13 protein-coding genes and 1 tRNA gene are annotated in these 12,979 nt (G+C 67.2%); 6 read left to right on the forward strand and 8 right to left on the reverse strand.

Translation table 11 applies throughout. The annotated features are described in order from the left end of the window. Positions 1–117: 117 nt before the first annotated feature. Positions 118–1,806 (forward strand): MFS transporter, encoded by a 1,689-nt coding sequence (locus tag BJ6T_RS02555; RefSeq protein ID WP_014490725.1) that lies wholly within the window; start codon positions 118–120, stop codon positions 1,804–1,806. Between the two features lie 100 nt (positions 1,807–1,906). Here the strand turns inward: BJ6T_RS02555 and BJ6T_RS02560 are convergent, their stop codons facing one another. Next, a complete protein-coding gene (locus BJ6T_RS02560; RefSeq protein ID WP_014490726.1) occupies positions 1,907–2,122 on the reverse strand; it encodes a hypothetical protein in 216 nt (71 codons plus the stop codon). 162 nt (positions 2,123–2,284) lie between these two features. Continuing rightward, a complete protein-coding gene (locus BJ6T_RS02565) occupies positions 2,285–2,608 on the reverse strand; it encodes a hypothetical protein (protein ID WP_014490727.1) in 324 nt (107 codons plus the stop codon). A 254-nt stretch (positions 2,609–2,862) separates the two neighbouring features. On the opposite strand from BJ6T_RS02565, the gene BJ6T_RS02570 reads away from it, so the two are divergent. Beyond that, entirely contained in the window at positions 2,863–3,924 is a 1,062-nt protein-coding gene (locus BJ6T_RS02570; protein ID WP_014490728.1) for a polysaccharide deacetylase family protein, read from the forward strand. Positions 3,925–3,997: 73 nt separating this feature from the next. On the opposite strand, the gene BJ6T_RS02575 is transcribed toward BJ6T_RS02570, so the two are convergent. The 5 genes from BJ6T_RS02575 to BJ6T_RS02595 form a co-directional block, all read right to left on the reverse strand. Next, a complete protein-coding gene (locus tag BJ6T_RS02575; RefSeq protein ID WP_014490729.1) occupies positions 3,998–4,372 on the reverse strand; it encodes a hypothetical protein in 375 nt (124 codons plus the stop codon). A 150-nt stretch (positions 4,373–4,522) separates the two neighbouring features. Further along, positions 4,523–4,598 (reverse strand) — tRNA-Thr (locus tag BJ6T_RS02580). A 100-nt stretch (positions 4,599–4,698) separates the two neighbouring features. Then, positions 4,699–6,474 carry a heme biosynthesis protein HemY gene (locus tag BJ6T_RS02585; protein ID WP_014490730.1) on the reverse strand — a complete coding sequence of 592 codons (1,776 nt, stop codon included), beginning with the start codon at positions 6,472–6,474 and terminating at the stop codon, positions 4,699–4,701. Between the two features lie 37 nt (positions 6,475–6,511). Continuing rightward, positions 6,512–7,780: a hypothetical protein gene (locus BJ6T_RS02590; RefSeq protein WP_014490731.1), complete on the reverse strand. Its 1,269-nt coding sequence runs from the start codon at positions 7,778–7,780 to the stop codon at positions 6,512–6,514. 65 nt (positions 7,781–7,845) lie between these two features. Then, positions 7,846–8,607 carry a uroporphyrinogen-III synthase gene (locus tag BJ6T_RS02595; RefSeq protein WP_014490732.1) on the reverse strand — a complete coding sequence of 254 codons (762 nt, stop codon included), beginning with the start codon at positions 8,605–8,607 and terminating at the stop codon, positions 7,846–7,848. 151 nt (positions 8,608–8,758) lie between these two features. Between BJ6T_RS02595 and tsaD the strand changes: the two genes are divergently transcribed. The 3 genes from tsaD to BJ6T_RS02610 are packed head-to-tail and all read left to right on the forward strand — an operon-like array spanning position 8,759 to position 11,240. Then, a complete protein-coding gene (tsaD, locus tag BJ6T_RS02600) occupies positions 8,759–9,832 on the forward strand; it encodes a tRNA (adenosine(37)-N6)-threonylcarbamoyltransferase complex transferase subunit TsaD (RefSeq protein ID WP_014490733.1) in 1,074 nt (357 codons plus the stop codon). Between the two features lie 2 nt (positions 9,833–9,834). Next, positions 9,835–10,815, forward strand: coding sequence for an NAD(P)H-dependent glycerol-3-phosphate dehydrogenase (locus tag BJ6T_RS02605; RefSeq protein ID WP_014490734.1), 981 nt, complete (start codon positions 9,835–9,837; stop codon positions 10,813–10,815). 2 nt (positions 10,816–10,817) lie between these two features. After that, positions 10,818–11,240, forward strand: a complete 423-nt coding sequence (locus BJ6T_RS02610) for an EVE domain-containing protein (RefSeq protein WP_014490735.1) — start codon at positions 10,818–10,820, stop codon at positions 11,238–11,240. A gap of 97 nt (positions 11,241–11,337) precedes the next feature. Here the strand turns inward: BJ6T_RS02610 and BJ6T_RS02615 are convergent, their stop codons facing one another. Beyond that, complete coding sequence (locus tag BJ6T_RS02615; protein WP_014490736.1) at positions 11,338–12,411, reverse strand: adenylate/guanylate cyclase domain-containing protein; 1,074 nt, start codon at positions 12,409–12,411, stop codon at positions 11,338–11,340. A gap of 102 nt (positions 12,412–12,513) precedes the next feature. Between BJ6T_RS02615 and BJ6T_RS02620 the strand changes: the two genes are divergently transcribed. After that, entirely contained in the window at positions 12,514–12,969 is a 456-nt protein-coding gene (locus BJ6T_RS02620) for an SRPBCC family protein (protein ID WP_014490737.1), read from the forward strand. Positions 12,970–12,979 lie beyond the last annotated feature (10 nt).

The following is a 12,979-nucleotide window of genomic DNA, read 5'->3' on the forward strand; positions in this document are numbered from 1 at the left end:
AACTCTTTGTACCGCTTATAGCGGCCTAACCACTGGACAGCGAAGGACTTTCGCAGGCATCACTGAACCTGCCGGAATCACCCGAGACCACTTCTGCCAGCCCATATGGAAGGGGATATGACCGAGCAGCCGAACCGTCAGAAATTCGCCGGCGACGGCATCGCCGCACCGCTGCGGTACACCGTGTTCCGGCGCATCTGGCTCGCCAGCCTGCTCTCCAATCTTGGCCTTTTGATCCAGGGCGTGGGCGCGGCCTGGGCGATGACGCAGATGGCGGCCTCGGCCGACAAGGTGGCGCTGGTGCAGACCGCGCTGATGCTGCCGATCATGCTGATCTCGATGCCGGCCGGCGCCATCGCCGACATGTATGACCGGCGCATCGTGACCTTGATTTCGCTCGCGATCGCGCTGATGGGAGCGACTGCGCTGACGGTGCTGGCCTGGCTCAAGCTGATCACCCCGGAAACGCTGCTCGTGTTCTGCTTCGTGGTGGGCAGCGGCAATGCGCTGTTCGGGCCGGCGTGGCAATCCTCGGTCAGCGAGCAGGTGCCGCCCGAAGCCCTGCCGTCAGCCGTCGCGCTGAACGGCATCAGCTACAATATTGCACGCAGCTTCGGTCCCGCGGTCGGCGGCGTCATCGTCGCCTCGCTTGGCGCGGTGGCCGCCTTTGCCTGCAACGCGATCCTCTATCTGCCGCTGCTGGTGGTGCTGCTGCTCTGGCGGCGCAGCACCGAGCCCTCGCGCCTGCCGCGGGAAAAGCTCAACCGCGCCATGGTCTCGGGCTTCCGCTACATCACCAATTCGCCGCCGATCAAGATCGTGCTGTTGCGCACATTGGTGATGGGCCTGATCGGCGGTGCCATCATGGCGTTGATGCCGCTGATTGCGCGCGATTTGCTGCATGGCGGCGCGCAGACCTACGGCATCATGCTGGGTGCCTTCGGCATGGGCGCCGTCGTCGGCGCGCTCAACATCCATGAATTGCGCAAGCGCATGAGCGGCGAGGCCGCGATCCGCGCCTGCACCATCTCGATGGCATTCGCGATGGCCGCGCTTGCCGTGAGCACGGAGCCGGTGCTGACGGCGGCGGCGCTCGTGCTCGCCGGTGCGGTCTGGATGGCCGCTGTCGCGCTGTTCAACATCGGCGTGCAGCTCTCTGCGCCGCGCTGGGTCGCGGGCCGTTCGCTCGCGGCGTTCCAGGCCTCGATATCCGGCGGCATCGCGATCGGCGCCTGGGGCTGGGGCCATCTCACCGATTATGCCGGCGTCGAGGTCGCGCTGCTGACAGCCGCCAGCCTGATGCTGATCTCGCCGGTGCTCGGCATCTGGCTGGCGATGCCGCGCGTCGGCGCCCGCAACGAGAACGCGGACGTGCTCGCCGATCCCGAAGTCAAACTGTCGCTCACGGCGCGCAGCGGGCCGCTGGTGGTCGAGATCGAATACAGGGTGTCCCAGGAAAACGCGCGCGCCTTCCACAATGTGATGCAGGACGTGCAGCTCTCCCGGCAGCGCAACGGCGCCTATGGCTGGTCGATTGCGCGCGACATCGCCGACCCCGAATTGTGGACCGAGCGCTACCACTGTCCGACCTGGCTCGATTATCTGCGCCAGCGCAACCGCTCGACCCAGTCCGAACGCGCATTGCATCAGCAGGCGATCGATTTCCACATCGGCCCCGATCCGGTGCGTATCCGCCGCATGCTGGAGCGTCCGTTCGGCTCGGTGCGCTGGAAGGAGGAGACGCCGGATCGTGCCGGCGCCGAGGTGCTGCCGGTGGTCGCGAGCGCGGCGGGGAGCAGCACGTAGGTCTTGGCCTGTAGCCCGGATAGAGCGAAGCGCAATCCGGGACGGTCTCACCGCGCGGGCAGCCCCCGGATTTTGCTCATCCGGGCTACGACGCCACGTCTTACTGCCCGTGATCCGTCAACACCTTGTCGCAGGCTTTGCTGAGGCGGGTGCGGTTCTGCTTGAGACAAGCGAGCACGACGCCATCGCCATTGTTCATCACTGCACGGCAGAAGCGCGTCACATCGCGCGCGCAGGCATCGTGGCCGGGCTGCTGTTGCGCTGAGGCGCTCGATGCGCACAGAATCAAAGAAACAATGAAAAGAAATCTGGTCATCGCGTAATGCCTCTCGCCTCAAAGATGTGCGGGCGAAGCTAGTGCGACGATCCCGGGGCCGCAACGGCTTTATTGCCGGGCGGGACTGGCGCGCGTGGCCCCGGCTTGACGCCGGGAGCACATCGCGAGGGGAGCCAACAACGATCGCCGTTGCGCGTTTTCCTACTGCTTGTCCTGCGCGTCTGCGACCTTGCGTGAGGCGCCCTTTGCGAGGTCCTTGTCCATCACCGCGCGGCAGCCGGCGCTCAGGTCGGAACGATGCTTCATCATGCACGCCGTGATCTTCGGGATGTTGGGAATTTCCGAGGAGCACAGGCGGAAGGCATCGCCGGTGCACTGCTGCTGCGCCTCGGCCGAGAAGGCGAAGCTCGACGTCGTCGCGACGATCGAGACGATGGCGGCAAAGCCCAGAGCCAGGCTGGTGTCGCGGATCCTACTCGTCAGCGATTTGGCAGAGAAAGACTTCGCAGAAGAAGACTTGGTCATTTGAAGCTCCCATGGGCGCCGCTGGAAGCGAGGCCCGTTGTTGATGGGAACTACGATGCTCCGGCAAAACAGTTTCCACCGTGATGACGGTCACGGGTGGCCCGCCCTCTGTGACTTCCGTCACTTTGGCGCACCTCGCTGAAAATCCGGCGCAAACGCCGTTGTGTTGGTGTCACGTTAACTGTTCCTTCGCATTAATGGCTCGTCGCGCGGGAGATTCCGCCGGGTTGGTTGCGTAATTGGAAAGAATAGCGATGCGTAATGCGTTGGGCCTGATGCTGGCCAGTGTAGTTGCGGCGGTCGTGATCGCCGCCGGCGGTTGGTTTTATTATTCCGCGCGCGCCGATCAGGGCGCCCCCAAAACAACGGCCGCCCGTGCCGCCGATCAATTGCCGGCACAGGCGAAGCTCGCCGCCAGGGATGACGTCGAGACCACCGCGGCGATCGCGGCCAGGCCGACGGCAGTTGCCCAGGCAGCGGCGCCTGCGCCCGCTCCGGCCATGCCCGTGCAGCCGAAACAGGCCTGCGCCAATCCGAACGCGCTGGGCGTTGCCCGCGTGGTCGAGATCGACACCACCGGCGGACCCGGCTTCGGCTTCGACCATTTCAAGCAGTTCGACTTCCTCACCGACAAGGAGGTCGTGCTGACCTTCGACGACGGTCCCTGGCCGGTGAACACGCCCGCGGTGCTGAAGGCGCTCGCGGATGAATGCACCAAGGGTCTGTTCTTCTCGGTCGGCAAGCACGCGACCTATCATCCGGAAATCCTGCGCCAGGTGCTGGCCCAGGGCCACACGGTCGGCACGCACACCTGGTCGCATGTCAACCTGAACGGCAAGAAGATGACGGAGCAGCAGGCCAAGGACGAGGTCGAAAAGGGTATCAGTGCGGTGAAATTCGCGCTCGGTACCAACCCCGCGCCGTTCTTCCGCTTCCCTCAGCTTCAGCACAATCCGGCGATCGTGAGCTATTTCGGCACCCGCAACGTCGCGATGTTCTCGACCGATATCGACTCCTTCGACTTCCGGAAGGGCGCGACGCCGGAGAAGATCATCGAGACGGTGATGACGCGGCTCGACAAGCTCGGCAAGGGCATCATCCTGATGCACGACTTCCAGAAGCACACCGGCGAAGCGATGCCGGCGCTGCTCGCGCGGCTCAAGGCCGGCGGATACAAGGTCGTGCAGATGAAAGCGAAGACGACGCTTCAGACGCTGCCGGAATATGACGAGGCGCTGATGAAGGACATGAAGGTGCCGACCGCGGGCACGAACACGCGTCCGATCTCCAGCGTGGTGCAGACGGTGTCGCAGTAAGCCCGAACCGCTTCCTCAATACGCGCATGGCCGGGCTCTTGCCCGGCCATTTGCTTTTGGAGCGAGCGGCGGCTTACCAGTAGATGCCGTGGCGATGCAGCTCGCTGATGATACGGCCTTCGGTCCAGCCGCGCTTGTGCTTCGGCTTGCCCGCCTTTGCGGTCTTCGTGGCGGGCTTGCTCGTCGCCGCCGGCGCTGAGGCCGTCGTTGTCGCGGTCACGGCAGGAGCCGTCGCCACGGCGGGAGCAGGGGCCGAGACTGCCGGCGGACGATCGACGTATTTCGGGGCTTCCGTGGCCGGCGCGACTTCGCTGATTTGCGTCGTCGGCGCGGTGGTCGTGGTGGCTTGCGGAGCGGCCGTTGCCGTGGCCAGCGACAGGCTGCGGTCGCCGGCATGGGCAGATGCGGAAGCCAGGACCATGGCGGCAACCAGAATGATCTTGCGCATGTGAAATCTCCCCGTGTTTTCCGTGACCGGGAGACTAGGGGAGTCACGGCGGGGATTATGTGACTGGCGTCACTCGAGCCGCCGCGCGAACTCGATCACGCCCGCGGTCGGCATGCTGGATGACAAAGTCAAAACGTTGAGTTTGAGCGCTGGTGCCGCAAGAGGGATTCGAACCCCCGACCCCGTCATTACGAATGACGTGCTCTACCGACTGAGCTATTGCGGCGAACCCTGCCGGGACCCGCGCAATGCCGGTCCCGATACGCGCGCTCCTGATATCGGGCATGGCCCGAATTGGCAAGGTGGAGCGGGCTTCGAAATGTGCCTCACGCGCCCCAGCGGGACCAGAATCCGCGCCAGCCGCCGGCCTGGGCCTTTGCATGGGTTCTGGGCGTGCCGATTTGTTCCGCAAATTCATCGCTCGGACCCTCGTCATCGATCCCGGGATCATCGGGGGCGCGGACGATGGGGATGACGGCCTGGATCGGGGCCGGCGCGGGCTTGCCGAGGTCGGCGCGGGTCCGGAACACCGGCGTTGCCGCCTCCGGAGATGATTCGGCCGTCTCAAGGGCGGGATTGACCGGCTCGGCGGTGGGCGTGACCGCCGGCTCTTCCTTGGCGGCCTCCGCGGTCGTCTCCTTGGCCTCAGGGGGCGAATTGTCCTGTGCGGCGGGGACGGAATCCGGTGCGGCCACGGGCGGTTCCACCGGGGCTTCGCTCGGGGCTGCCGTCACCCGCTTCGGCGGCGGGGCGGCCAGCATGGCTTCCTCGAAGGCCGAGGATTCGATCGTGGCGCCCTTGTCGGAGGGCAGGCTCGCGACCGGCGTTTGCCACTGGAAGGCATCGAGACGGCCGGTGACCGGCGAGACCGGACGCCAGCGGTCGCTGACATAGCCGTCCGCGGTCCAGGCCGGATCGTGGCGGGCGCGCACCGCGCGCAAGGTCCAGGCGCGGGCACGGCCGCCGTCGCCGTGCTCGGTACGCTCGAGCTCGGCCATCAGCAGCGCGACCCGCTGGGTCGGATCATTGACGTAAGGCGCGAGCACCGCACGCGCACGCGCGAACTCGGAGGCGTCGATCGCGGCGCGCGCGATCGCGAGCTGGCCCTCGACATGGCCCGCCTTGTCGGCCGGCGTCTTGGCCGCCAGCGTCTCGACCCGCTGCAAGCGCTGCCGCGCGGAATCGCCGAGCTTCACATGCGCATAGGCGTCGGCGAGATCCGGATGCGGATTGGCGAGCCACGCGGCCTCGACCAGCTTCATGGAGCGTCGCACCTGATGCGCTTCGCTCTCGAACTTGGCCGCGAGCACCGCGGCCGGCACCAGCGTCGGCGCGAGCTTGATCGCCTCCATCACGCTCTCGCGCGCGACGTCGCGGTCCATCGTTTCCAATTCCAGCGCGCGGGCCGTGAGCAGCACGCCGCGCTGGCGGCGATAGGCCGCCTTGTCGATCAGGCCCGCGGACAGATTCGAATCCAGGATCGCGAGCGCGCCGCTCCAATCGCCGCGCGCGCAGCGGAAGCCGAGCACCGCGTGCGAGGCCCAGGTCGAGGACGGCGACAGCTTGATCGCTTCCTCCGCGATCATCACGGCGCCGACCGCATCGTCGGCACGCTGCGCCTCGATGAACAGGCCGCGCAGGCCGAGCAGCCGGGTATCCTCGCGCTCGGCCATGACGCGAAAGACGCGCTGCGCCTCGTCGCGATTGCCTTCGAGCTGGGCCGATTGCGCATGCAGCAGCAGTGCGAGCGGATCGTTCGCGGCCAGCCGCCGCGCGGTATCGGCGTGACGGCGGGCGAGGGCGGTGTCGCCATGACCGATCGCGAGCAGGCCGTGGGTGATGGCATGGCGGCCGCGCGCGTGCCGTTTCTCATGACGGCGGCGGCGCAGGCGTCCCGGCGTGCGCCAGATCATCGTCACGATGCTCCAGACCAGCACGACCGCCGCTGCAAAGACGCCGAGCAGAAACACGAACCTCGGAAGCGTCGTTGACGCGCGGAAGCCGCCCGCGGTCAGGACGAGATCGCCGGGCTGATCGGCAACCCAGGCCGCGCCGGCCGCCGCCAGCGCGATCAGGACGAGGAAGAGGACGATGCGAAGCATGGCGATCCCTATTACGCGCTGATTGTTGCGCGAACCTTTACTGAGCAGGCTTGACCAGATCGGGCTTGGCGAGATCCGCCATGGCATCGTCGGCGAATTTGCGGGAGGCACCGAGCGCGGCGTCGCGCGCATCGGCCTTGTCGAGCCAGGCCTGTGCCGGTGCACGATCGGCCTCGGACAGCGTCTTCAGCTCGCGCCGTGCTTCCGCGAAATCGTTGCGGAGCGCCGCCGCCGTCACCCGTGCGACGATGGCGCCGCGATCATTGCCGACGCCGTCGGTGCGCTCGATACGAACGAGTTTCGAGGCCCCCGCCTGGAGACGCTCGACGATGCCGGCACCGGCGGCCGGGGTTTCCGCCGGCGGCGAGAGCTTGGGCACGATGTTGAGCAGCTCACGGCTCAGCGCAACCGGCGTCGGAATGCCTGACGATGCAAAGGTGTCGAGCGGCTTCAGCATATCGGGCTTGGCCGCGAGCGACCGCGCCGCGACCAATTGCGATTCGTAGGGATCGCCATGCCGAACCGCCACGTCGAGCAGAGCCGCCGCCACGACATGGCGCAGCGGCTTGTCATCCGTCGCCTTGTTGTCGGCAATCTTCTCGCCCTGCTGTGCGAGCTCGGCACGCTCCGTCTTGCTGGCACGCTCAAGCTGCGCAATGCGGTCGCTGAGAGCGGCAAGATCGGGCGCGGCGGTGCGCGGTGCCGACTTCACGTCGTTGGCGGTCTTGTCTGATTGTGCACGCAGATTGGCGATGTCACTGCGCAAGGCATTTGCGGATTTCTCCAGTGCATCGATCCGCGCCACCACGGCCGGATCGGCGGCGGGCTTGCCCGCCTTGGCTTCGACCGCGGCGACACGTCCGCTGAGCGCGTCGATCGTCGCGCTCGTGACCTGCGGTGCGGCCGGCGGCGCCTGCACGGCGGGCCAGCCCAGCATCCAGCCGACGGCAATCACGATCGCGGCTGCGACCGCGCCGGAGAACGGCGCAATGACCCAGGGCGACACCGGTGCCGACGCGGGAGCGGAAGCGACCGCGGCCTCCGCGTGCGCGGGCTCCGGGTCGGGCTTGGCCTCTTCGTCGGGCTTGGCCTCTTCAAACTTGGCCTCTTCGAATTTGGGCTCTTCGACCGCGGCCTGCTCTGGGGTGGCCTGCTCCGGCGTCGGCTGAAACTCCGGTTCGGCGGCCGCCGTCGACTGCGGCTGGGTCGAGATTTCGGTTGCCTCAAGGTCGATGGTGGGCGGGGTGCGCTTGGCACGGCCTGACTCGGGAGCCAGTCCTGCGTCTTCAGGCTTGTCGTCGGCCATCGTGACGGTTCCTCACACTCAAATGCCCTAAACGGACCCGATCGCGTCGGATTCGGCCCGACCTCTTACGCCAAACGGGTCCGCAAAGCACGCTCCAAGGTATCAAATAGGGCATTTTCGTCCGGCGTCGCGGCCCCCAGAACCTGCGACGCACCGGCATCGCGCAGCACGCTGGCGACCGTCTCGGACAGGCAGCATTGCGGGATCGCCAGCGCCGAGATTTCGACGCCTTCGTCTCGTGCCGCATCCAGGAAGGCCCGCGCGCTGCGACGGGAGTAGTGCAGCACCGCCTCGATCCCATGCGCGGCAAAGCCATCGCAGACATCGCGCGGCAGTATCTTGACCGGAGTCATGCGATAGGTGGTCTGCGTCACCACGCTGAAGCCCTCGGCGCCGAGCTCGGCGCCGAGATCGCGCGACAGATCCGCGCCCGCGAGATAGAGCAGCGTGCCTTTCTTCTTCAGCAGCTTGTCGCGTGCGCTCCGCATCACCTTGTCGCGCAAGGCCGCGGCATCGCCGCCGGCGACGATCACCTCGGCGAAGCCGGCGTCGCGCGCCGCGGCAGCCGTGTGCTCGCCGACCGCAAACAGCGGCAGCTCGAAAAGGCCAAGGTTCTTTAAGCCAAGGGCCTGCAATTGCGGCGCGACGGCGCGGATCGCATTGGCCGACGTGACGATGATGGCGCCGTAGTCGGCCTCACTCTCGTCATGGAAGGCGACCGGCTCGAACTTGAGCATCGGGGCGAGCAGCACCGCATGACCCCGCGCCCGCAAATTTTTCGCCGTCGCCTCATTGTCGGGATGCGGCCGTGTGACAAGAATGGACATCGCTTGTGTTCCCGAACCACGTGGCGGTGACGCATTCACGAAGGCGGCTGCGCGTGACGATTGCGCAGGTGGACCCCGGAATGCTACCGGACGTACCAGAACTCTGCTTTACGGATGAGCGCAAGGGCGCAAATTGGATAACAATTCGCCAATGCTGGTACTGGGCATCGAAACCACCTGCGACGAGACCGCCGCGGCCGTGATCGAGCGCGCGCCGGACGGCAGCGGCAAGATCCTGTCCAACATCGTGCGGTCCCAGATCGAGGAGCATGCCCGCTTCGGCGGCGTGGTGCCGGAGATCGCCGCGCGCGCGCATGTCGACGTCCTCGACGGCATCATCGACCGTGCCATGCACGAGGCCGGCATCGACTATGCGCAGCTCAACGGCGTCGCGGCCGCGGCGGGGCCGGGGCTGATCGGCGGCGTCATCGTCGGCCTCACCACCGCGAAGGCGATCGCGATGGTGCATGACACGCCGCTGGTTGCGGTCAACCATCTCGAAGCGCATGCACTGACGCCGCGCCTCACCGACGGAATTGAATTTCCCTACTGCCTGTTCCTCGCGTCGGGCGGCCATACCCAGATCGTCGCCGTCACCGGTGTCGGCCAATATGTGCGGCTCGGCACCACCGTCGACGACGCGATGGGCGAAGCCTTCGACAAGGTCGCGAAGATGCTGGGCCTGCCCTATCCGGGCGGGCCGCAGGTCGAACGCGCCGCGGCAAGCGGCGATGCCACCCGCTTCGCCTTCCCGCGCCCGATGCAGGGACGGCCCGATGCCAATTTCTCGCTGTCGGGATTGAAGACGGCGGTGCGCAACGAGGCGAGCCGGCTAACCGAGATCGCGCCGCAGGATATCAGCGATCTCTGCGCGAGTTTTCAAGCCGCCGTGCTCGACTCGACGGCCGACCGGTTGAGCGTCGGCCTGAGGCTTTTCCGCGAGCGGTTCGGCGCTCCGCATGCCCTCGTCGCCGCCGGCGGCGTCGCGGCCAATCAGGCGATCCGCGGCGCCCTGCATGACGTCGCGCGGCAGGCCGGGACGCGACTGATCATGCCGCCACCCGCGCTCTGCACCGACAACGGCGCGATGATCGCCTGGGCCGGCGCCGAGCGCCTGGCGCTCGGCATGACCGACACGATGGAAGCCCAACCCCGCGCACGCTGGCTGCTCGATGCCAACGCCACGGCGCCGGCCGGTTACGGCAACACGCGGGCGGGATTCTAGCCATGACGGCGTTCCGGTCCGTCGCAGTGATTGGTGCGGGCGCGTGGGGCACGGCACTGGCGACGGTCGCGGCGCGCGCCGGACGCAACGTGACGCTCTGGGCGCGCAACAGCGAACATGCCGCGCGAATCGCCTCGACCCGCGACAATCCACGGCTGCCCGGCGTGCAGCTGGCGCCGGAGATCGTCGTGACGCACGAGCTTGCGGAGGCCGCGCGCGCGGACATGGTGCTGATCGCGACGCCAGCACAGCATTTGCGCGGCGCGGTCAACATGCTGGCCTCGCATCTGACAAGGCCGGTGCCGATCGTCGCCTGCGCCAAAGGCATCGAGCACGGCACCCATAAATTCATGACCGAAATCATCGCGGAAGCGGCACCTCACGCGCAGCCGGCGATCCTGTCAGGCCCGAGCTTTGCCGACGACGTCGCGCGCGGCCTGCCGACCGCGGTGACGCTGGCGGCGAAGGACGAAGCGCTGGCGAGCGCGCTGGTGCAGGCGCTGGGCTCGGCGACCTTCCGGCCCTATCACGCGACAGATGTCCGCGGCGTCGAGATCGGCGGTGCGGCCAAGAACGTGTTGGCGATCGCGGTTGGCATCGCGGTCGGGCGCAAGCTCGGCGCCTCCGCCCAGGCTGCGCTGACGACCCGCGGCTTTGCCGAGCTCACGCGCCTCGGCCGTGCCCTCGGCGCGCGCGGCGAGACGCTCACGGGCCTGTCCGGCCTCGGCGATCTGATCCTGACCTGCTCGAGCCCGCAATCGCGCAATCTCGCGCACGGCCTGGCGCTGGGCCGCGGCGAGCAGCCGCCCGCGGGCAAGCTCGCCGAAGGCGAGTTCACCGCACCTGTGTTGATCGAACTCGCAGCTTCGCACGACATCGAGATGCCGGTATCAGAAGCGGTCGCTTCGATCCTGAGCGGCCGGAGCACGATCGACGCTGCGATCTCGGGGCTGTTGACGCGCCCCTTCAAGGCAGAGGAATAAACATGGCGTATTGGCTGGTGAAATCCGAACCGTCGGTGTGGTCCTGGGACCAGCAGGTGGCGAAGGGTGCCAAGGGCGAGGCCTGGACCGGCGTGCGCAATTACACCGCGCGCCAGAACCTCGTGAACATGAAGAAGGGCGACAAGGCGTTCTTCTATCATTCCAACGAGGGCAAGGAGATCGTCGGCATCGCGGAGATCATCAAGGAGGCCTATCCCGATCCGACCGACAAGACCGAAAAATTCGTCTGCGTCGATATCAAGGCCGACAAGCCCTTGAAGACGCCGGTGACGATGGCCGCGATCAAGGCGGACAAGAAGCTCGCTGATATGGCGCTGGTGAAATATTCGCGTCTGTCGGTGCAGCCGGTGACGGCGGAAGAGTGGAAGCTCGTCTGCAAGATGGGTGGGATGTCATCGACGTGAACGGCAGAGTGGGCGAAGCGTAGCATGCCCGCCAACCGAGACCGGAGCTTGCCGTGAGATGGTGGGCACGGCGCGCAAGAGCGCAGCCTTGCCCACCCTACGGCAGCGTAAACACCTCGCATGGCGACGCGATGCCGCGCAGCGGATGCGATCCGAGCGCGACGAGAGGCGTGTCCGTCTCCGCGGCCAGCGCCCCCGATACCAGCACGGTCCGTTCCAGGGGCTTGCACAATCCCTCCAGCCGGCTGGCGAGATTGACGGCGGGACCGATCGCCGTGAAATCGAGCCTGTTGGCGGCGCCGATATTGCCCCAGAGTATTTCGCCGAGATGAAGGGCCGCGCCGAACGCAAGCGGCGGCAGTCCTTGAGCGCCGCGCTCCCCGTTGAGATACGCCATGCCGGCTTCGGCTGCGCCTGCGGCACGCAGGGCGGCGTCGCAGGCGCGGCGCGGTGAGGCCTCGACCACCGGGAAGATCGCGAGCACGCCGTCGCCGATGAATTTCAGCACCTCGCCGCCGAAGGCATGAACGGCACCGGCGATGCGATCGAACCAGGCGTCGAGCGCAGCGATGACGTCGGCCGGCGGTGTGGTCTCCGACAAGGTCGTGAAGTTGCGCAGATCTGCATAGAGCAGCGCGGCTTGAATGGTCTCGCCGAGATCGCGCCGCAGCGGCGCCGCCAGCACCCGCCCTGCACTGCGCTTGCCGAGATAGGCATCGAGCGTCGCGCGCAACGTGGCGCGCGCAGCGAGCACGGCCAGCGGCGTCGCGGCGAAGCGCGCAGCCTGGCGCAATTGCTCGATCTCGTCTGCGGTGAACGGACGCGGCCCGATCCAGCCGAGCTGCGGCCCATCTGGTCGTCCGACCACCTCTTCGTGCACCTCGCCGCCCGCGATGTCGCGTAGCCAGCGGCGACCGGCATCATCGGGCGGGTCGGGCGCCAGCCCGCTTGGTGCGAAGCCGAGGGCCTCGATGACCCGGCCGTTCTCCGCGCGCCACAGCCAGGTCCGCTTCGCGATCAGCGGATGCGGCACCTCCAACGTCAGGCTGCCTGCCGCAAGCGGCACACCGTCGGCGACCAGATGAGCGCCGAGTTCCGCGAGCAGACGGTCGGCCCCGGGGCAGTCCGAGGCGACATCGACGAGCCAGGCGAGGGTCCGGGAGAGTTGCATGGCCCGATGATGGCGAAGGTCGGCCGTCTTTGTCACGGGCAATCCTTGACGCACCGCTCCACCGCCGCCATGTGGCCAGTGTCAGCCCAGGGATGATCGCCGATGACCGAGCCATTCGTAGTGCGACGCGAAACCCAGATCGCAGCCCCCCGCGCCACCGTCTTCGCCTATTTGACCGACCCCGAGAAAATCCTGAGCTGGATGGGCTCCGACGCGACCACGGAGCCGCATCCCGGCGGTCTCTATCTCCTCAAGGGCATCGGCCCGCGCGGCGGCGTCGGCCGCGGCACCTTCCGCGAGGTCGTGCCGGTGCATCGTCTGGCCTACACATTCGGCTGGGAGGGCGGTCAGGAAGTGCCGCCCGGCTCGAGCCTGATCGAGATCGACCTGATCGAGCGCGACGGCGGCACGCTACTACGCATGACCCATAGTGGGCTCCCGACCGAGGAACAGGCCGCCGCGCACGCGAAAGGATGGGCGCATTATCTGGGCCGGCTCACGAGCGCAGCCGCGGGCAGCGATCCCGGTCCGGACAGGGGTGTATCCGACAAAATGTAGCGACGCCGGG

This window comes from Bradyrhizobium japonicum USDA 6, from assembly GCF_000284375.1.
GTDB lineage: Bacteria > Pseudomonadota > Alphaproteobacteria > Rhizobiales > Xanthobacteraceae > Bradyrhizobium > Bradyrhizobium japonicum.